This is a genomic window from Aequorivita vladivostokensis (assembly GCF_000952855.1).
GTDB lineage: Bacteria > Bacteroidota > Bacteroidia > Flavobacteriales > Flavobacteriaceae > Aequorivita > Aequorivita vladivostokensis.
On the sequence record NZ_JSVU01000001.1, the window covers coordinates 221,640 to 242,446 of the forward strand.

23 protein-coding genes are annotated in these 20,807 nt (G+C 40.5%); 20 read left to right on the top strand and 3 right to left on the bottom strand.

The genetic code is table 11. From position 1 onward, the window contains the following. Positions 1–24: 24 nt before the first annotated feature. From gcvH to MB09_RS00995, 5 genes are all read left to right on the top strand, one after another. Positions 25–405, top strand: coding sequence for a glycine cleavage system protein GcvH (gene gcvH / locus MB09_RS00975; RefSeq protein ID WP_045078993.1), 381 nt, complete (start codon positions 25–27; stop codon positions 403–405). A gap of 7 nt (positions 406–412) precedes the next feature. After that, a complete protein-coding gene (locus MB09_RS00980) occupies positions 413–769 on the top strand; it encodes a VanZ family protein (RefSeq protein ID WP_165586662.1) in 357 nt (118 codons plus the stop codon). 66 nt (positions 770–835) lie between these two features. Beyond that, positions 836–1,558, top strand: coding sequence for an energy transducer TonB (locus tag MB09_RS00985; RefSeq protein ID WP_045078995.1), 723 nt, complete (start codon positions 836–838; stop codon positions 1,556–1,558). Positions 1,559–1,670: 112 nt separating this feature from the next. Continuing rightward, positions 1,671–2,453, top strand: coding sequence for an energy transducer TonB (locus MB09_RS00990; protein WP_045078996.1), 783 nt, complete (start codon positions 1,671–1,673; stop codon positions 2,451–2,453). A 103-nt stretch (positions 2,454–2,556) separates the two neighbouring features. Beyond that, entirely contained in the window at positions 2,557–4,647 is a 2,091-nt protein-coding gene (locus MB09_RS00995; RefSeq protein ID WP_045078997.1) for a hypothetical protein, read from the top strand. Between the two features lie 6 nt (positions 4,648–4,653). On the opposite strand, the gene MB09_RS01000 is transcribed toward MB09_RS00995, so the two are convergent. Then, on the bottom strand, positions 4,654–5,640 hold the full coding sequence (locus MB09_RS01000; protein WP_052671263.1) for an MBL fold metallo-hydrolase: 987 nt from the start codon (positions 5,638–5,640) through the stop codon (positions 4,654–4,656). Between the two features lie 125 nt (positions 5,641–5,765). On the opposite strand from MB09_RS01000, the gene cyoE reads away from it, so the two are divergent. The 15 genes from cyoE (at position 5,766) to tsaB (ending at position 19,186) form a co-directional block, all read left to right on the top strand. Further along, the gene (cyoE, locus tag MB09_RS01005) at positions 5,766–6,659 is read left to right on the top strand and encodes a heme o synthase (RefSeq protein ID WP_045079325.1); all 894 of its coding nucleotides are present in this window, start codon (positions 5,766–5,768) and stop codon (positions 6,657–6,659) included. Positions 6,660–6,748: 89 nt separating this feature from the next. After that, positions 6,749–7,330 carry a cytochrome c oxidase subunit 3 gene (locus MB09_RS01010; protein WP_045078998.1) on the top strand — a complete coding sequence of 194 codons (582 nt, stop codon included), beginning with the start codon at positions 6,749–6,751 and terminating at the stop codon, positions 7,328–7,330. A 137-nt stretch (positions 7,331–7,467) separates the two neighbouring features. After that, positions 7,468–8,451 (top strand): cytochrome c oxidase subunit 3, encoded by a 984-nt coding sequence (locus MB09_RS01015; protein WP_045078999.1) that lies wholly within the window; start codon positions 7,468–7,470, stop codon positions 8,449–8,451. A gap of 20 nt (positions 8,452–8,471) precedes the next feature. After that, positions 8,472–8,855, top strand: a complete 384-nt coding sequence (locus tag MB09_RS01020; RefSeq protein WP_045079000.1) for a cytochrome C oxidase subunit IV family protein — start codon at positions 8,472–8,474, stop codon at positions 8,853–8,855. 155 nt (positions 8,856–9,010) lie between these two features. Further along, positions 9,011–9,655, top strand: coding sequence for a hypothetical protein (locus MB09_RS01025; protein ID WP_045079326.1), 645 nt, complete (start codon positions 9,011–9,013; stop codon positions 9,653–9,655). A gap of 77 nt (positions 9,656–9,732) precedes the next feature. Continuing rightward, positions 9,733–10,356, top strand: coding sequence for an SCO family protein (locus tag MB09_RS01030; protein WP_045079001.1), 624 nt, complete (start codon positions 9,733–9,735; stop codon positions 10,354–10,356). 3 nt (positions 10,357–10,359) lie between these two features. Next, positions 10,360–10,887 carry a DUF420 domain-containing protein gene (locus MB09_RS01035; protein WP_045079002.1) on the top strand — a complete coding sequence of 176 codons (528 nt, stop codon included), beginning with the start codon at positions 10,360–10,362 and terminating at the stop codon, positions 10,885–10,887. Positions 10,888–10,969: 82 nt separating this feature from the next. Then, the gene (locus tag MB09_RS01040) at positions 10,970–11,206 is read left to right on the top strand and encodes a hypothetical protein (RefSeq protein WP_045079003.1); all 237 of its coding nucleotides are present in this window, start codon (positions 10,970–10,972) and stop codon (positions 11,204–11,206) included. A 140-nt stretch (positions 11,207–11,346) separates the two neighbouring features. Beyond that, entirely contained in the window at positions 11,347–12,054 is a 708-nt protein-coding gene (locus tag MB09_RS01045; protein WP_045079004.1) for an ABC transporter ATP-binding protein, read from the top strand. Further along, positions 12,047–13,291: an ABC transporter permease gene (locus tag MB09_RS01050; RefSeq protein ID WP_045079005.1), complete on the top strand. Its 1,245-nt coding sequence runs from the start codon at positions 12,047–12,049 to the stop codon at positions 13,289–13,291. The genes MB09_RS01045 and MB09_RS01050 overlap by 8 nt, the downstream gene beginning before the upstream one ends. Beyond that, positions 13,284–14,555, top strand: coding sequence for an ABC transporter permease (locus MB09_RS01055; protein ID WP_045079006.1), 1,272 nt, complete (start codon positions 13,284–13,286; stop codon positions 14,553–14,555). Before MB09_RS01050 ends, MB09_RS01055 begins: the two co-directional genes overlap by 8 nt. Before the next feature lie 57 nt (positions 14,556–14,612). Further along, positions 14,613–15,782 (top strand): efflux RND transporter periplasmic adaptor subunit, encoded by a 1,170-nt coding sequence (locus tag MB09_RS01060; RefSeq protein ID WP_045079007.1) that lies wholly within the window; start codon positions 14,613–14,615, stop codon positions 15,780–15,782. 127 nt (positions 15,783–15,909) lie between these two features. Next, the gene (locus tag MB09_RS01065; RefSeq protein WP_045079327.1) at positions 15,910–17,241 is read left to right on the top strand and encodes a TolC family protein; all 1,332 of its coding nucleotides are present in this window, start codon (positions 15,910–15,912) and stop codon (positions 17,239–17,241) included. 2 nt (positions 17,242–17,243) lie between these two features. Then, complete coding sequence (locus MB09_RS01070) at positions 17,244–18,527, top strand: efflux RND transporter periplasmic adaptor subunit (RefSeq protein ID WP_045079008.1); 1,284 nt, start codon at positions 17,244–17,246, stop codon at positions 18,525–18,527. Then, a complete protein-coding gene (gene tsaB / locus MB09_RS01075) occupies positions 18,527–19,186 on the top strand; it encodes a tRNA (adenosine(37)-N6)-threonylcarbamoyltransferase complex dimerization subunit type 1 TsaB (RefSeq protein ID WP_045079009.1) in 660 nt (219 codons plus the stop codon). Before MB09_RS01070 ends, tsaB begins: the two co-directional genes overlap by 1 nt. A gap of 9 nt (positions 19,187–19,195) precedes the next feature. Here the strand turns inward: tsaB and MB09_RS01080 are convergent, their stop codons facing one another. Further along, on the bottom strand, positions 19,196–19,900 hold the full coding sequence (locus tag MB09_RS01080) for a hypothetical protein (protein ID WP_045079010.1): 705 nt from the start codon (positions 19,898–19,900) through the stop codon (positions 19,196–19,198). A 57-nt stretch (positions 19,901–19,957) separates the two neighbouring features. After that, positions 19,958–20,803 (bottom strand): mechanosensitive ion channel family protein, encoded by an 846-nt coding sequence (locus MB09_RS01085; protein ID WP_045079011.1) that lies wholly within the window; start codon positions 20,801–20,803, stop codon positions 19,958–19,960. Between the last annotated feature and the right edge of the window lie 4 nt (positions 20,804–20,807).

Genomic DNA, 20,807 nt, shown 5'->3' on the forward strand with positions numbered 1-20,807 from the left:
GAAAATTGACTTATTTAATTTATTATGAATATACCAGCAAATTTAAAATACACAAAAGACCACGAATGGGTCCAAATAGAAGGCGACATTGCAACCGTAGGGGTTACTGATTTTGCCCAAGGAGAATTGGGTGATATAGTATATGTTGAGGTTGAAACCGTAGGTGATACCCTGGATAAGGATGAAGTATTTGGAACCGTAGAAGCCGTAAAGACCGTTTCCGATTTATTTCTGCCCCTTTCCGGAGAGATCATTGAATTCAACGAAAGCTTGGAGTCTGAACCCGAAAAGGTAAACACAGATGCCTATGGTGAAGGTTGGATGATCAAATTGAAAATTTCTAACCCCGACGAAATAGCAGAACTTTTGGACGATGCCGCTTATAAAGCAATTATTAGCGGGTAAACGGCCGTTGCGTCTAGCAATACTTTACAGTTGTGTAATCACAGTCCTGTTTTTTATTCCTAGCGGCGAGCTACCCAAAACCGATTTTTCTGAAGCAGATAAGTTAATCCACGTCTTGGTTTATTTTGTATTGGCCAATCTATGGATACTCTACCTTTATGTAAAAAATGGGCATCATTTATATAAAAGGGGTACACTTATTCTTCTGTTTTCCATCCTGCTTTATGGCATAATAATTGAGATATTTCAAGGACTCTTCACTGTTTCGCGAAGTGCAGATATACTCGATGTAGCCTCAAATTTAGTAGGAAGTTTACTCGGTATCTATTTTTTCAAAAATGTAAAACATAAATTAAAAGCTTAAAATTTTGATTAAGTTTTAAATTGAACGATAATTTCTATATTTTAGCAACTAGTTAAAACCACTATTATGGAACCCAAAAAAAATCCGAAAGCAGATGTAGGCCGCAGAAGCATGCTGTTTTTCCAATTAGGAATGGTGCTTATGCTTTTCTTGGCATGGCAAGCAATTGAATGGAAATCTTATGATAAATCCGATACTGACTTCGGGCAACTTGACGTAGGCGAAGAACTGGAGGAAGAAATTCCCGTAACACAGCAATTGACTCCACCGCCGCCACCGCCGCCACCGCCACCGGCACCCGAGGTTATTGACGTAATTGAGGATGAGGAAGACGTGGAAGAGACCATAATAGAATCTACTGAAACAAACCAAGAAGAAAAAATTGTTGAAGTAAAGGAAATTAAGGAAGAAGTAGTTGAAGAGGAAATAGCCGACGTGCCATTTGCCGTTATCGAGAATGTACCGGTATATCCTGGATGCGAAGGTGAAAAAACAAATGACGCAAAGAAAAGATGTATGTCTTCCAAGATTAGTGAGTTTATCAATAAGAAATTTGATACTAATCTAGCCTCCGATTTAGGATTGGAAGGAAGACAGCGTATTGCGGTTCAGTTTAAAATTGATAAGAGCGGAAGAGTGGTTGATGTGCGCGCACGTGCACCACATCCAAGATTGGAGAAAGAAGCAATGGATGTTGTACAATCACTTCCGAATATGACCCCTGGAAAGCAACGTGGTAAGCCAGTTGGTGTACTATATTCCCTTCCTATAGTTTTCGATATTCAGTAATCACGAATAATATAATTAAAAAGCCCCGTCCTTGCGAGCAAGTACGGGGCTTTTTGCGTTTTGGCACAACAGTTGCTTTTATAAAAGTGTAACCATTTAAATCACTGTAATTATGAAAAAAGCTGTCAAAAATTTCGCAAACAAAAGGGAGGATAAAAAACAGATTAATATAAAATGGAACTCACGTCTGTTTTTTCAATTAGGTGTTATACTTAGTTTACTTGCCGTTTTTTTTATAATGCAGACTAATTTTGAAATAACAAAAAATACTGCAGAGCGGCACATTCCGACCACTTTGGAAGAACCAGCGATGATAGACTATGTTTTGGACATCGAAAAACCGAAGCCAATTGAACCCATCAAGCAAAAAATACAAAAGCGCGTGCCTGTTCAAAAGGTAGTGAAGAGTAACGTGTTTGATGTAAAGGATAACGAAGCGCCGGTGGATGAAACACCAATTGCCGATACTGATATGCCAATAATAGATGCGCCTATAATTGAGCCTCAAGGCCCAGAAAAGCCTTTGGAGCCTGCAGTAACTAGGACTGTCCTGAATGTTGAGTTCGTACCTGTATATCCTGGTTGTGAGGCGCTGGACAGCAATGCCGAAAAAATAGAATGTATGTCTTCCAAAATAAATGCCTTTATTAATAAAAACTTTCGAAAGGAAATTTTGGAAAATCTGAATCCTAATGAAGCGTATCGAATTTATGTGAAATTCAAGATCGATTCAAATGGGTATATCGCCGACGTTATGGCTAATTCACACAACACAAAATTAAAGATGGAAGCTCAACGCGTAATCAACAATTTGCCTGTCATGAAGCCTGGGAAACAAGGAGACAAGAACGTGGATGTAGTCTATACCGTACCTATTGTATTCAATATTCATTAAAAGTTTCAATCAAAATTAAAAGCTCCCGAGAAATGGGAGCTTTTTTTGAATCCGGTCATTCCAAAAAAACTGTATCTTTCGGGTTCAAACAAGCAACCTTTCGATGAAACATTTTATATTTCCCTTCATATTTTGTTGTTCCCTTATTTCTTCAGCTCAAATTACTTCGGCACAATATGAAAAATATCCCGTTTTTAAAGAATGTGAAAACACTGACGTGGATGCTATGGAAAGCTGTTTTAAAAGGGCTCTGCAACAATTCATTTATGAAAATTTTCAAGTTCCGAATAAGGTTTTTGCCGAAAATTATAAGGGAAATGTAAATGTGCTTTTTGAAGTAACGAAGGAAGGGGAGTTTAAGGTGCTTTACGTAGATGGCATATATGAAGAATTAAAAACAGAGGCCCGCCGAATCTTTGGGGCGCTCCCTAAAATCCAGCCAGCCACCTATAACGGTAAACCGGCTTATGTACAGTTTACGCTGCCAATTGCCATTCCATTGGTGGCGCCGGTGGAAAATATTGTCCAAAATACTGAATTGGAAAAAAAGAACGAAAGGGAACAATTAGTTGAAGAATATGAGGCCATTGAAAACCTGCCCTACAATAATGAAGAATATCGCAGCAATATAAATATTCCACTTTCGCACCACAATTACAGTTTGTTCGATCCAGCATTAAACCGTGTGGGGCTGAACAATCACACGGCCCAAAAGCCCTATATTTATTCTGAAGTGAACAAATATTATGATTTTGAAGCTGCGAATAGGGAAATTTTAAAAAACAAATCGTCGTGGTTTGGACGAAAACTTTGGAACGAACATCTAATTACCATAAAAGGGGAAGACTATTGGCTAACCTTGGATGCGGGTGTAGATTTGCAGGCCGGTAAAGATTTTGACGCAGATATAGATACCTATAATAACACGCGCTTGGTTTATACTCAGGGGGGAATCGGAAAACAGATCGGGTTCTTCGGTGTAATTTATGAAAGTCAGGGGCGCTTTGCAGACTATTTTAATCGCTATGCGGAATCCATTCGTCCCGACGGCGGTAATCCGGCCATTATTCCAGGAAGGGGTATCGCAAAACGGTTTAGAACAGATTCATATGATTATCCCATAGCTACGGGTCATATTTCATATACGCCTTCAAAGTATTTCAATATCCAACTAGGCCATGGCAAAACTTTCCTGGGGGACGGATATCGTTCCTTACTTACCAGTGATAATGCAAGCTCCTATCCGTTTTTCAAAATAAATACTACCTTTTGGAAACTGAAATATACCAACACGTGGATGTCCCTACGCGATGTACGCCCCGAGGTAACGGAAGACGGATCCTTCCGCACAAAATACATTGCCAACCACTATTTAAGCTATAACATTACCAAAAGATTGAACATAGGTCTTTTTGAATCCGTTATTTGGCAGAATGATAATGGTAGAGGCTTTGATGTAAATTATCTGAATCCAATTATATTCTATCGGGCAATCGAATTTTCAACAGGTTCCCGCGGCGGTAATGCCCTGATTGGCCTAAGTACAAAATATAAGGTAAACGACAGAGTGAACATTTATGGACAACTTATAATTGATGAGTTTTCTTCCGGTGATGTTTTTGGGGGAGAAGGAAGCTATAAAAACAAAACCGGTTATCAATTGGGTTTGAAATATTACAATGCCTTTGGCTTAAAAAATCTCTATTTGCAGACAGAGTATAACAGGGTGCGGCCCTACACCTATTCCCACAATACGGTTGTATTGAATTACGGTCATAACAACCAATCCATGGCGCATACCTTGGGGGCCAATTTTTCTGAATTCATAGGAATAGCCCGTTACCAAAGAGGAAGAATGTATGCCGATGCAAAATTTATAGTAGCAAAGCGTGGTTTTGAATTCAATACTCCCGAAGATTCATTTTTCTACGGTGGAGATATCTATGGAACGGAAGACGACCGTGTTTCCGATAACGGAAATGAACTGGCGCAAGGCAATACTACAGATTTCTTTCACACCGAAATCCAGGCCGGATATGTTATAAACCCGGCTACAAATCTAAAAATTTATGGAAGCTTTATTTTCCGAAGTTTCACCCCCGAAGTTAATACAGATATGGTGTTCAAGAATGAAACGACCTGGGTCAACTTTGGCTTGCGAACAGATTTGTTTAACTGGTATTATGATTTTTAGAGTGTTTTAATTTTTCTCTTTTTCCTTTAACTTTTTTTCTATTTCCTTGTATTTTTTCATGGCCTCCTTATTTCTTGTTTCCCGATCCTCGGCGTCCTTGCCTAGTTCTTTGGCTACTTCTTTATAGACCATTCTTAGGAAATTTTCGGTGTTTATAAAACCGGACCCATATCCCTCTCGATCATATTCTTCGGTCAAATCGGTCATTTTTGCTACCTCTTCCTCGGTTTTTTTGTTTACATATTGGCTATACACTCTTTTGTAAATCGTATTGAGCATTTCAGCAGTTTTGCGCAAATCTTTAAAGGTGCCTTCATCTCCGTGTCCGGGAATAATTTTGGTGTCCTCATTGATTACCATCATGGCTTTCTCCAATCCAGCGATGTATCCGTTTAAACTTCCTCCGTTCTCGATATCTATAAAAGGATATTTTCCGTTGAAGAAGACATCTCCGGTATGCAGGACATTGCTTCCCATAAAATAAACCATCGCATCGCCATCGGTATGGGCGTTGTGGACGTGAAAGACAAAGATCTTTTCTCCATTAAAATAAAAGGTGAGATCCTCTGTGAAAGTTATCATGGGAAGTGCGCTCTCGGAAATCCTTTTGGTTTCCTTGGCAATAACCTCCTGCAGGCGCCGTCTCACGTTTTCCTGAGAGAAAATTACCGTACCTGTTTCCGCCATTGCTGGATTGCCGCCCGTATGGTCGCCGTGAAAATGCGTGTTTACCAAAAAACGCACTGGTTTATCGCTAACGCGCTTAATTTCATTTTGAACCTGTTCAATGTTTTCGGCATATTGATCATCAATCATAAAAATGCCATCACGCCCAATACTTAGGCCAATATTGCCGCCCTTGCCTTGCAACATATAGACATTATTGGTTAGTTTCAAGACTTTAGTGTGTGTTTTTTTTCCGTCATCCGTCTGTGCAAAAACGGTAAGAACAGAAAATAAAAAAATGGCGTTTAGGATAATTTTTGATAACATAAATTTTTGGTTTGAAAAATTGGTTCAAAATACTAAAAATGCTGAAATAATAGCGCAAGATTGTCAATAATATATTGGGAAAAAATTTTAGGAAGCGTATCTTTGCGGAGCCTAAAAAAAATAGCTTGTCCGTTTCCCATCCACAATCAATTAGCCCATCCCTTATCAGGAATTTTACCGAAATTACCAAACTTCGACTTTCGGTAAGTGTGGTGTTCTCATCGGTAGCCGGTTATTTGTTGGGCGCGGATTCCATAGATTTTTATGTCCTCTTTCTGCTATGCGTTGGCGGATATTGTATGGTGGGCGCATCCAATGTTTTTAACCAAATTATCGAAAGGGATTTGGACGCCTTAATGGAGCGTACAAAAAATAGACCATTGCCGGCAGGCCATATGACGGTGCGTACCGCATTTATTCTGGCCAGTATATTGACCGTATTGGGAATTATCGTACTATATACCATAAATCCGATTACTGCCATGTTTGGGGCTATATCTATTTTTATGTACGTAAGCCTGTACACGCCATTAAAAACCAAAACTCCGCTCTCGGTATTTGTAGGCGCATTTCCCGGGGCCATTCCATTTATGTTGGGCTGGGTAGCGGCTACGGGCGAATTTGGCATTGAGCCAGGAACCTTGTTTATGATTCAATTTTTTTGGCAGTTTCCCCACTTTTGGGCCATTGGGTGGTTTCTTTTTGACGATTATAAAAAAGCCGGTTTCTTTATGTTACCAAATGGAAAGCGTGATAAAGGCACGGCAATTCAGGTTATTTTATATACCATTTGGACAGTACTCGTATCTTTGATACCTGTTTTGGGAATTACCGGGAAACTTTATGTAACGCCCATATCAGGAACTTTGATTGGCTTGTTGGGAATTGGGCTTCTATACTACGCGATAAAATTGTACAGAGATAAAACATCAACGGCCGCTAAACAGCTTATGTTGGCAAGTGTAAGTTATATTACATTGCTTCAAATAATTTATGTAGCAGATAAATTTTTAAGATGAAATTGAGCCAGATCCATTGTATGATGTTGAATGGGGTTTTAGGCTTTGCGCATTCCAACCGTGAATTAACGAATTAAGAAAATAAAGAAATGGATTTAACACAGGGAAGTAATGAACTAAAGATAGCCAGGGCTAAAAAGAATATGCTCTGGTTTGGTATTATTAGTCTAACCATGAGTTTTGCGGGACTTACAAGTGCCTATGTGGTAAGTAAGGAAAGGCCAGACTGGATATCAAGTTTTGAGATTCCGCAGGCTTTTTATATTGCACTAGTTTTAATGATTGTGAGTAGTTTCACCTATCACTTTGCGCTTCGGGCCATCAAAAAAGAACAGAATAAATTAGGGATGTCGCTTTTGGTAAGCACCCTCATATTGGGAATTTTGTTTGTGGTGTTTCAATTTGTAGGGTTCTCAGAGATAATTCAGAATGGGTATAATTTTACTGGACCCACAAGTAGCATCACCACCTCCTTTATCTACTTGGTGGTATTGTTGCACGTAGCGCACGTTCTTGCAGGGCTTATATCCATAGGGGTTGTAATTTATAATCATTATAAACAGAAATACCGCAATGGCAAAACCTTGGGGGTGGTACTCTCTGTAACCTTTTGGCACTTTGTGGATATTGTGTGGATTTACCTGTTTTTATTCCTATACTTTGTGAGATAATTATAATTCCCGATCGGGACGGCCGTCGTATCATTTTAGTGGAATTAGAGAGGTGATTCTATAAATCTTTCCATGATGTTTCGTTAAATAAAAATTAAACGTATTTTTGAACCTTTATTTAAAACCAAATTCTTTTTATGGAAGCTACTGTTGTTAAAACAGGTACCGAAGACAAAACCTGGGGTGGCGGAAACCAACCGTTGAAAGCAAGTTATGGCAAAATGATGATGTGGTTTTTCATCGTTTCCGATGCCTTGACCTTTTCAGGTTTTCTTGCCGCTTATGGATTTTCAAGATTCAAGTTCGTAGATGCCTGGCCTATTGCCGATGAAGTATTTACCCACTTTCCCTTTCTTCATGGAGTAGAAGCGCCTATGTATTATGTGGCGTTTATGACGTTTATTCTTATCTTTTCTTCCGTAACTATGGTATTGGCCGTAGATGCGGGACATAAAATGAAACAGAATAAGGTTATTCTCTATCTGTTTCTTACCATCATTGGAGGGCTTATATTCTTGGGCTCACAGGCTTGGGAATGGGCTACTTTTATTAAAGGCGACTACGGAGCAATAGAAACCAAAGGAGGGCAAATAATCCAGTTTTTGGATAAAGATGGAGAACGCGTAGCCATAAGGGATTTTGCGGCATTAAACGATGGAGACCGTATTCCGCAGACTCGGGAAAATGGCCTGTGGTTCGCGGAAGATACCGAATATCTGCCCACGGTTTCTTTTGAACAAGTGAAGGCTGGCTTCCTCGCGAATGATAACTTATTGGTACGAGTTCAACATAAGGATGAGCACGATAGACATATAGTGTTATCTAGGGAAGAATCCATAGCAAAAGTAGTTAACGATGGCCAAATGGTGGTAGAAGGCGCAAATCTTCGCCACAATGAATATGGGCATCCACTGTTTGCAAACTTCTTCTTCTTCATAACAGGTTTTCACGGATTTCACGTGGCAACGGGGGTTCTTATAAACATTATCATATTTTTCAATGTTATATTAGGTACCTACGAACGCCGAAATAGCTACGAAATGGTCGAGAAAGTTGGGCTTTACTGGCACTTCGTAGACTTGGTATGGGTATTTGTATTTACATTCTTTTATCTTGTTTAGATTTTCAAAAAATTTAAAAAATGGCACACGAACATAAATTAGCAATCTTTAGAGGCGCTGTAAAATTCAAGTCAAACGTCAGCAAAATTTGGGGCGTTTTTATATTCCTTTCCATAGTTACCATTATTGAGGTGGCCTTGGGTATCCTTCGTCCAGACTTTTTGGTGGACAATCGTTTTCTTGCTTTAAAGCTGCTTAACTGGATCTTTATTATTCTTACAATCGTTAAAGCTTATTATATTACCTGGGATTTCATGCACATGCGTGATGAAACAACAGGGCTGCGCAGGGCGGTAATCTGGACGGCTATATTCTTGATTAGCTATTTGGTGGTTTTGGTGCTTATTGAAGGTGATTATATCTATGAGGTATATAAAGCAGGATTTATAAAATTCAATTTTTAATTTCTTCTGAAATATAATTGAAGCCCTCTCAGAGGGCTTTTTTTATGCGCAAAATTTTCAAAATTAACATCCAAAACATTGTCCAGCCTCCATTTACCCTGTATTTTTGCAGACCTACTTTCAGCGTTTAATAAGTAGTTCAAATTATGCAAAAAATGAAGAAGTATATAGTTCTCGGCATTCTGTTTTTGCTTCCTATTACAGCTTATGTATTCTTTGCTTCGGGACAAAATAACTTTGCAACCTTACCGCTCCTCACCCAGTCTGTGGCAGAGCTCAATAATTTTGAAACCTTGGACGGCAAGCCTGTACAGCTTGAAAATCGTATCACCGTTTTAGGTTTCTTCGGAAAGGATCTTAATGCACATAGAGCCTATGCCTATAATTTGGCGCATAAAATCTACGGAAAAAATCATCAGTTTAATGAATTTCAGTTTGTTATCCTTTTGCCTAAAGGAACTGAGGCCCAAGCCAGAAATATTGAAACGAAGCTGAAACAAATTGCGCCCATCGATGCGTGGTTCTTCGCCTTTGGGGAAGAGCAGGACATCCGCAGGGTTTTTGAATCCTTAAAATCTGATATCTCCTTGGATGCCAATATTTCTACGCCATACGTGTTTATCGTGGACAAAGAAAGAAATCTTCGTGGTCGCGATGACGATGACGACGAAGGGATTATGTACGGTTTCGACTCCAGTAATATTGCCGAGATAAACAACAAAATGAGCGATGACGTAAAGGTGCTTTTGGCAGAATATAGAAGAGCATTAAAAAAATATAATTCCAACCGAGAGATTTAAATTATGGAACGTTCTATTAATTAGGAGCCCCTGTCTCGGACAATTAAATAGTAATCATATCAAAGTATTCCTTAAAAATGAAAAAGAATTATTCCTATATCGGCATTTCCTTTATAATCCTGGTTTTTGGAATTTGGGCCGTGCCTAAGATTATCGACAAACTATCCAAGCCAGATCTGGAAACAATCGGCACAGTGCCACAATTCAGCTTTACAGATCAAAACGGGAAAACCATTTCCAACAAAGATTATGAGGGCAAGGTGTACGTGGTTGAATTTTTCTTCACTACCTGCCCCTCCATTTGTCCCATTATGACGGAGAATATGCTCAAAATCCAGAATGAATTTTTGGGCAATCCTAAAGTTGCAATTGCCTCTTTTACCATCGATCCGGAACACGACACACCGGCAGTCTTAAAGGAATATGCAAAAACGATGGGCATAACAAAGCCGCAATGGCATTTATTGACGGGTCCAAAGGAAGAAGTTTTTAAACTCGCCAATGAAGGCTTTAATCTGTATGTAGGCGATGCCCCTGAAGTAGAGGGAGGTTTTGAGCACTCCGGCTTCTTTGCACTGGTTGACCAAGAGGGAAACATCCGTTCCCGCAAGGACGAGCACGGAAACCCGGTTATATATTACGACGGCTTGGAAGACAAGGGAATACAGATGTTAAAAGAAGACATTAAAAAACTCTTGTAACCCATGCAAACCTCCCCACAAAGCACTAAAAATTATAATGTGTGGATTTGGATACTTTCCATCGCTATTCCGCTGGCAGTGGCCGTTTTGTTCACCGTGAAAATTCCCGGTGCGCCACGCCTTGGCTTTTTACCGCCCATTTATGCAACCATAAATGGATTGACGGCCATAATTCTGATTGTTGCCGTTTACCAAATAAGAAAGGGAAACCGAAGACTGCATGAACGCCTGATGAAAACCGCCATCGCCTGCTCGGTACTGTTTCTAGGTATGTACGTCGCCTACCACATGACCTCAGATTCCACGCCGTTTGGTGGGGAAGGGATTGTGAGATATGTGTACTATTTCATACTTTTAACGCATATTTTACTGTCTATTGTCGTTATTCCCTTTGTATTGATAACCTTTGTGCGGGGAATTTCGGGACAGTTTTACAAACACCGAAAAATTGCGCGCATCACCTATCCGCTTTGGTTATATGTTGCGGTAAGCGGAGTGATTGTTTATTTAATGATTTCACCATATTATTAAATAGAAAAAAGAGAGAAGAACAGAGAAAAAAGATAATTGTGAAAGCTAACCTTTTCCTTTTTTTTTAAACAATGAATAATAAATGAAAGCAAAAATTCTTTTCGTTATATTGATTATATTTCTCATCGCGACAGTTCCCGCTGAAGCCCAATGCGCCATGTGCCGTGCCGTTCTGGAAAGTGAGGAGGGAGGACAGGCTGCCAAGGGGATTAACAATGGTATTGTCTATTTAATGATCTTTCCTTATCTATTGGTCGGCGGTATCGGCTATGCCATTTATCGCAGTCGCAAAAAGGCTCGCAGGGAAAATAAATTATAGTTTTTCCACAGAAGCTGTAACACTTCTCGTCCCTAATAGTCCTATAAATACTTGAAACCATCAAAGTTTCCAAGTCTTAACAAGAATTTCACATTTGGAAGGGGATTTCCCCTTTATTTTGTAAATCAACAATTTTCAGGATGATAGCTATTGAAAACCTTCACAAGTCATATCACATGGGCAAAAATTCGCTCCATGTTTTAAAAGGAATAAACTTTACGGTTTCTGAAGGTGAAATGGTCTCCATCATGGGCTCTTCCGGTTCGGGAAAATCTACGCTGCTCAACATCCTCGGCATCCTTGACGAAGCAGACGAAGGCACCTACACGCTGGACGGCACCTTGATCAAGAACCTGAACGAGAGGGTGGCCGCCCGTTACAGAAACAAATTTCTGGGTTTTATCTTTCAATCCTTCAATCTTATCAATTATAAATCGGCTTTGGAAAACGTGGCCATGCCGCTCTATTACCAAGGTGTAAAACGAAACATTCGTGTGGAAAAGGCAATGCACTATCTCGAAAAAGTAGGTCTTGCCGATTGGGCTACGCATCTTCCCAACGAACTTTCCGGAGGTCAGAAACAACGTGTGGCCATTGCCCGTGCGCTTGCCAGTGACCCAAAAGTATTACTTGCCGATGAACCTACGGGCGCACTCGATACCAAAACTTCTTATGAAGTAATGGAACTCATCCAAGGCATCAATGACGAGGGAAAAACCATCCTCATTGTTACCCACGAAGACGATATAGCGCATATGACCAAGCGAATCGTAAACCTAAAAGATGGAATTATTATAGACGATTCCGTAGTAACCCAAGTACGGGCAAAAAGCGAGGCCTATGTTTAATATTGAACGCTGGCAGGAAATTTTTGAAGCAATTCGGAAGAATAAATTGCGAACCTTTTTAACGGGGCTTTCCGTAGCGTCGGGCATTTTCATATTGGTCATTTTGCTCGCCATTGGGCAAGGTATGTCAAACGGAGTTGCAAAGGAATTTGAAAACGATGCCACCAACCGCATTAGTGTATGGACAAACGTAACTTCGGTTGAATATAAGGGATTGAACCCCGGCCGGATAATAGAAATGGACAACCGCGATTACGAAATGGCGGTTAACAAGAACAGCGAGAAGATTGAGCTAAAATCTGGCGTCTATAGCAGATGGGGCCAATTGACAACCTATAAAAAAGAAAGCGGGAGCTATAGGGTAGAAGGTGTTCGGGGAGATTATCAATTTCTTGAAAATGAAACTTTGGTCGTAGGCAGGTACATTAACCAGAACGACTTGGATTCCTTTGAAAAAAACGCGGTAATAGGCAATCAGGTCTATCTCGATCTTTTTTTGGGAAAAGAGGCGCTCGGCGAATATATTGACATTGCTGGAATAAAATTTAAGGTGGTGGGCGTTTATACCGACCCGGGCGGCGAACGGGAGGAAACCCGAATATTCATTCCGTTGACTACTGCACAGCGTGTTTACAATGCCGGCGATAAACTTCGGTCGCTTGCCTTTACCCTTCAGAAACACGATAAATATGAAGACGCTCTGGCTGCTTCCGAAGCCTTTTCAGCCGAACTGGAAGCTGATCTAAAAGCAAAACACACCATTGCCCCAAACGATGAAAGGGCAGTAAATGTGAACAATACTCTGGAAAACGCCAAACGTTTCTATGATCTCAACAATATGATCCGTTGGTTTTTTTGGGGAGTGGGCATTTGCACCATTATTGCCGGGATTGTGGGCGTTAGCAATATTATGCTCATCATCGTAAAGGAACGCACAAAGGAAATCGGCATCCGCAAGGCTATTGGGGCGCAACCTTGGTCCATTATTGGGATGATTCTTCACGAGTCTATATTCGTAACTGCCATTGCGGGGTTTGTAGGCCTTATCTTCAGCCTGATATTGCTTCAATTAGTGGGGCCATTCATAGAAACAGACTACATACGCAATCCGTCCGTTGATTTTTCGGTAGCCATCACCACGGTAATCATACTCGTTGTGGCGGGAGCCGTTGCCGGTTTTTTTCCTGCGTATCGAGCCGCAAATATTAAACCCATAGAAGCTTTGCGCGATGAGTAAACTATTCAGCAGGGACAGTTGGGCCGAAATTATTGAAGCCCTTAGCAGCAACTGGTTCAGAACCGTGATGACGGCTTTTGGAGTTTTATGGGGAATTTTTATCCTCGTCATTCTCCTAGCGGCAGGCAATGGCTTGGAAAACGGCATTAAGCAGGGTTTCAATGGGATGGCCACCAACTCAATGTTTATGTGGGCACAGACTGCCTCGCAACCTTACAAGGGCTTGCCCAAAGGCAGGCGGTACAACTTTAAGACCGATGATGTGGAAGCCATAAAGCAGCAGGTTCCCGGTTTGCGCTTCGTTTCGCCCAGAAACCAACTGGGAGGTTTTCGCGGAAACAACAATGTAGTGCGTGGCCTTCAAACCGGTGCTTTCAACGTTTATGGCGATTATCCCGAAATTATCCAACAACAGCCAATGGATATTACTTCGGGCCGTTTCATAAATTATTCCGATATAAATGAAAAACGAAAGGTGGCAATTATCGGCAGCGGGGTTCAATCTGCCCTCTACGAACCCAATGAAGAGGTAATCGGTTCTTATATAAAGATTAATGGCGTTAATTTTTTGGTCATCGGCACCTATAAAAAGAAAGGCAATAACGGCGATCCCGAAGAAATGCAGAAAGAAATCTACGTGCCATTCACCTCTTTTTCACAAGCCTTCAATATGGGCGACATTGTGGGATGGATGGCGATTACCGCGGAAGACGGCTCTTCAATAACCAACTTAAAATCGCAAATTTTCGACGTTATCAAAGCACGCCACACCATAAATCCGAACGACGAAAGGGCGGTGGGAAATTTTGACCTATATCAAGAATACAGCAAAATAAACGGGTTGTTTACGGCACTTAACTTTGTGGCCTATTTTGTTGGGATTTTGGTGCTCCTTTCAGGAATTATCGGCATTAGCAACATCATGTTAATAGTAGTAAAGGAACGCACCAAGGAAATTGGAATCCGCCGTGCCTTGGGCGCCACCCCGTGGAGCATCCGTGCACAAGTATTGTTGGAGTCAATTTTCTTGACCATCATTTCGGGGATGGCAGGCATAGTCCTGGCCAGTGCGGTTTTATGGTTCGTTAACTATCAACTCGGCAAAATGGATACAAGCGAAATGATGTTCATCAACCCTTCCGTAAACATCGGCGTAGTGTTTATCGCATTGACTATTTTGATAGTTTCTGGGCTATTGGCAGGATTGATTCCCGCGCAGAACGCCATAAAAGTGAAACCTGTGGAGGCATTGAGAACGGAATAAAATTTATAAATAGAAAAAACCATCAATTAAAAGACTATAATTTCAACAATCAAGAAAATGAAAAAATCAAAAACCATAATAATTCTCGTAACCATTGGTGTATTGTTTACAGTTTCTATGTATTGGCTATATTCAAAAAATATTGAAGACCCAATCGTTTATGAAACCGAAAAACCTGCAATGGGCTCTATCGTGAAAAAGACAGTGGCTACGGGTAGTATTGTCCCAAAGGAAGAAGTGCTTATCAAACCGAACATTTCAGGAATAATAGACGAAATATTCGTTGAGGCAGGCGAAATAGTAAAAGCCGGCGACCTTATCGCAAAAGTAAAGGTAGTACCGAATGTCTCTTCCTTAAACAGTGCCAAGAGCAATATTAGCAGCGTTCGCACTCAAGTGGAGACTGCCCGCTTGGCCTTAGAGAACCAAAAGAGTATTTATAACCGCCAAAAGCAATTGTTTGAAAAAGGTGTAATCTCTGCCAATGAATTTGACAATGCCCAATTGGCCTATAACCAAGCACAGCAAAGGCTGAAGCAAGAAGAGGTTAGTTTAAGGGCGGCAAGCCAAAATTATGATATAGTGAGGACCGGAACTACCAGTGGGATGGGGGCTTCGGCAAATACCGAGATTCGTGCAACGGTTTCGGGAATGGTGCTGGACGTGCCTGTAAAAACCGGAAACCAGGTAATTGAGGCAAACAATTTTAACGACGGAACCACTATCGCAACTTTGGCCGACGTGGACAAAATGATTTTTGAAGGAAAGGTGGACGAAAGTGAAGTAGGGAAAATCAAGGAAGGCTTGCCTCTGAAAATTACCGTGGGAGCCCTTCCCGATAAAACCTTTGATGCCGAACTTGATTACATTGCCCCAAAGGGAGTGGATGAAAACGGCGCAATCCAATTTGAAATTAAAGGAACTATGAAGAACCTGGATACCACTTCTACTTTTATCCGGGCAGGACTTAGCGCCAATGCCTCCATTATTTTGGCCAAAGCCGAAAATGTGCTGACCATAAAAGAGGCTCTGGTACAGTTTGATCCCAAAACGCAGCAATCATTTGTTGAGGTAATAGTGGGCGACCAAAAATTTGAAAGAAGAGATGTGGAACTGGGCGTTAGTGACGGCATAGATGTAGAAGTAAAGAGCGGTATTTCCAAAGACGACAATATAAAAGTTTGGAATCAACTAAAACCAGCACCCGCAACGGGAGGCAAAGGCTAAATCTTTGTGTTCTCTGTGAAACCTTCGTGTCCTCTGTGGTTAAAAGGGGCAAGAAATTCAATTAAAAAATTATAAATTTTGTAACGCAATGGCAATGCAAAAGACTCATTCATCAATAAATCAACCTATGAAGAACATAGCAATCGCTTTCCTTTTTTTGATATTCAGCCTTTCCCTCCAGGCCCAGGATAAAAAATGGACCCTGCAGGAATGTGTGAACCACGCGCTGGAAAATAATATTTCAGTGAAACAAAGTGAGTTGGAATTGGAACTTACTGAGGCAGATAAACTGGAGGCTATAGGTAACTTTTTGCCCTCTCTAAATGCAAATGCCAGTGCCTCAAAAAATACGGGGTTAAGTTTAAATCCTACCAACAATCAGCTGGAGAATACTACCTTTGGCTCTGCTTCGGCTGCTATAAACGTGGGGCTCACGCTTTTTGATGGCCTCAGGAACGTGCGCCAATTGCAAAGGTCCAAGCTTTCGGAACTCGCGGCACAATATCGTTTGGACAAAATGAAGGATGATATTGCCTTGGCCGTAGCAAATTCCTATTTACAGGTTTTGTTGAATAAGGCTAATCTGGAAGTAGCAAAGTCACAAAATATTGTGACACTGGAGCAACTGGATCGCACCAATAATCTTGTAGATGCTGGCGTACTTCCGCGTGGCGACCTTTTGGAAATCAAAGCTACCGATGCTTCAGAAAAGCAACGTATTGCCGTAGCGGAAAACACCGTTAAAATTTCGTTGATTAGTCTTGCACAATTACTTCTTATTAAAGACTATTCAAATTTTGATATAGCAGAAGAAGAATATAAAATAATTGATGGGGGAATTGCAGAGAAGGATGTTTCAGAAATTATTGAAAGTGCAAAAGAGACCCGCTCTGAAGTGCGGATTGCCCAAAAAAATGTAGATCTCGCAAGAAAAGATGTGCAAATTTCCAGAGGCGCATATTACCCCACGCTTTCTGCATTTTTTGGCTATAATACGCGTTATGCTGACAATGATCCTCTAGAACGCCCCTTTATCGATCAATTGTATCTTAATGATGGTATTGGGTATGGGCTACAGCTGAATGTGCCTATTTTTAATGGTTTTGCCGTAAGGAGTAATGTTAAAAGAAATAAAATTGGTTTAAGGAATTCGGAATATCAATTGGAGCAAGCCCAGCTCGATTTAGAATCAAATGTTTACCAAGCCTACGTAGATGCCAAAGGCGCACTGAAAGCCTACGAAGCGGCCATCGTTGCATTGGAATCGCAGGAATTGGCGTATCAATATGCAAAGGATCGCTATGATGTAGGGTTAACAAATGCCTTCGATTTTAGCCAATCAAAATTGCGCTACGACAATGCAAAAATTGAAGAGAACAGAACTAAATTTGAATACATTTTTAAATTGAAAGTATTGGAGCTCTATTTCGGTGTTCCAGCTAGCGAATTAAAATTTTAAATATGAAGAAAAAAACACGCTATTGGGTTATTGCGATAATAGTATTGCTTATTATTTTTCTAATAGTTGGAAAAAAAGCGGGATGGTTCGGAAAATCTGGTGATTTCAAGCAAGTTGAGGTAACTCAAATAGCTGCAATTGATATTGTGGAAACCGTTGCGGCAACCGGAAAAATACAACCTGAGGTGGAAGTGGCACTTTCGTCGGAAGTTTCCGGAGAGATTATAGAGCTTCCCGTAAAAGAAGGCCAAACCGTTGAAAAAGGCGACTTATTGGTTAAAATTAACCCCGATCTTATTCAGGCGGCCGTGAGCCAATCGCAGGCCGGGCTGCAAAATGTGCGCGCGCAATATACACAGGCCCAGGCGAGTGAAAAAAATGCCCGATTAAATTATGAAAGAAACAAGGCACTTTTTGAAAAAGGCGTTATCTCCAAATCGGAATGGGACAAATCTGTAGCCGATTATGAAATGGCGCAGGCCAATGCCAAGGCAGCCTATTATAACGTGCAGAGTGCTTCGGCAAATGTAAAGCAGTCTGTGGACAACCTTTCAAGAACAACCATTTATGCGCCCATGAGCGGAACCATTTCAAAGCTTTCTGTAGAATTGGGCGAAAGGGTAGTGGGAACCGCACAAATGGCGGGTACCGAGATTGTACGTGTTGCCAATCTTCAAAATATGGAAGTGGAAGTAGATGTAAATGAAAATGACATCGTAAAAGTTTCCGTAGGCGACTCTACCATTGTAGAGGTAGATGCTTATCTAAAACGTGAGTTTACTGGCATCGTTACTGAAATAGCAAACAGTGCTGAAAGTTCGCTAACGGCAGACCAGGTTACTAATTTTAAGGTAAAAGTTCGTATTCTTCCCGAATCCTATAAAGATCTTACCGAGGGCAAACCGGAGAGCTTCTCGCCTTTCCGTCCGGGAATGACTGCCACTGTAGATATTATTACAAACAAAAAGAAAAATATCATTGGAGTGCCCATAAGTTCTGTTGTTATAAAGACAGATACGACCGATTCCAAAAAATCGTACGTAGCGAACGAAACCGCCAATGGAACGGCTGAAAAATTTGAGGCGGTATACGTAAAAGAAGGAGATGAAGCTAAGTTGCGCGTCGTAAAGACCGGAATTCAAGACGATTCAAATATAGAAATCATCTCAGGGTTAAAGGTAGGCGAAACCGTAATTACCGGCCCTTATAACACGGTTACTAAATCGTTAAAGCAAGGAGATAAGGTGGAGGTTTCTTCCACTGAAAATGAAAAAAAGGATAAATAATGGCAATTATTTTGTGTCTTGAAACTGCGACTACCAATTGTTCGGTTGCGGTGGCGATTGATGGGGAAGTTAAGGCGATCCGTGAAGAAAACGATGAAAAATTCTCCCACGCTGAAAAGCTTCATGTTTTTATTGAAGAGGTTCTAAATGAAGCCAATATTAATAGAAAGGAACTAGATGCCATTGCCGTCAGCAAAGGTCCCGGTTCCTATACAGGCCTCCGCATTGGTGTGTCTGCTGCCAAAGGACTTTGTTTTGCATTGGATGTACCTTTGATTTCAATACCTACCTTGGATGTCTTAGTGCAACAGGTAGAACAAACAGGTGGATACATCATTCCGCTACTCGATGCCCGCCGGATGGAAGTTTATGCGGCCGTTTACAATGCGGCCAAAAAACAGATTCGCGAAACGAAGGCCGAAATATTAGATGAGAATTCTTTTAGCAATTATTTAAAGGAAGGCAAGACAACATTTATTGGTGATGGGGCAAATAAATTCAAGCAGTTATGTTCAAATGGGAATGCGGTTTTTCTCGACCATAAATTTCCATCTTCCGCGGCAATGGCAACTTTGGCAGAGGCCAAATACGAAATAAGCGACACCGAGGATGTCGCTTATTTTGAACCCTTTTACTTAAAGGAATTTATGTTAGGATAGAACCACTTTTTATAGAAGAGAATCAAAATAGGCTATCGTTTTGATCAAATCTGCTTCCTTATCGAAGTCTATATCGTTTTCCTTTATGTACTTTTTCATCTCACTTTTTTTGCTGTCCATCATTTTTAAAATTCTTGATTTGCTGTTAGGCATTTCTAAAAAGTTGCCATCTTTTACCAAATAATAGGTTGTTTGCATAACAAAGGAAGGAGGAGTGTCTTGCTGGTATGAGGTCTGCGCCTTTCGGGCTTGCCTAAATTCTGCTTTATCTTTTTTATACAGATCATAGGTCTTTCCATCATTCAATATTTTGAAATAGCCTCCTTTTTCGTTGGAGCCATTTAGGGGAATAAAGACATATATATCATTCAATATTCTTACAAAAATGTCTGGCGACTTGAGAAGGGCGCTATATGTTTCATCTGAAATATTTTTCTTTATTTCTATTTCATCCGCATAAGCATTATATCTCATCGGGACGTTATCCCTGATTAATTGATCATCCTGAAATATTTTACCTTGTAAAAAATTCGGGTTAGTATATGCCTGATATTTAATAGCATTAAATTGCGCTTCGGCAAGACCGAAGGCCAAAGCTTTTTGGTTTAGATCAATAGTTCTATCATACACACTGGTATAAGCGCTTTGCCCAGATTGAGCAAACAGCGAAACTGTCATCAAAACAAGAGAGGCTGTGAATATTAATTTTTTCATTTTATAGTATTTAAGATGTTTTATAAAAATATGAATAATTCCTACAAATTTAAGGATTTATTTCTTTAAAGTTTCCAAATTAAAATGGTGAACATCGCGTTGGGGATAAGGTATTGAAATTCCTGCCGCTTCGAGTCTCATTTTTCCTTCCTCTAGAATTAACCAGCGCAGGTTCCAGAAATCTTCATTCTTGGCCCAATAACGAAGGGTGAGGTTTACGGAGCTATCGCCCAATTCGGCAACGGCGACCATTGGCATTTTGTCTTCAAGTGTTAGGACCGTTTCCTGTTCCGATACCAAATTCAAAAGAATTTCCTTAGCTTGCTTTATATTGTCGTCATAACCTATTCCAAAGGTCAAGTTTTCGCGCCTAATGCCTTCTTCGGTATAATTTATAATATTGTCATTGCTCAGCTTTCCATTTGGGATTATGGCAAGCTGGTTTCCAAAGGTGGTCAACTTTGTATTGAATATTGAAATCTCCTTTACTGTCCCGTCAACACCTTGGGCACTTATAAAATCGCCTACGCGAAATGGCTTTATCAATAAAATAAGGACACCTCCGGCAAAATTGGCCAGTGATCCTTGCAGCGCCAATCCCACGGCAAGTCCCGCGGCACCAATAATCGCAACCAAAGAGGCAGATTCAACGCCCAGTTGCGTAATGACCAATACGAAGAGGACAATTTTAAGCCCCCAATTAATAAGGCTGGCGATGAAGTTCTCCAGCGTGGGGTCATATTCCTTTTTGTCAAAAAATCTCTTTATAAAACCATTCAGGATTTTTACCAGCCACAGTCCTATGAACAGCATTAAAACTGCCCCAATAACATTAGGTAAAAAATCTATTAGTTTTTGTCCATACTTTTCAATATAAATATCCAAGTCTTTGAATTTGTCCATAAAG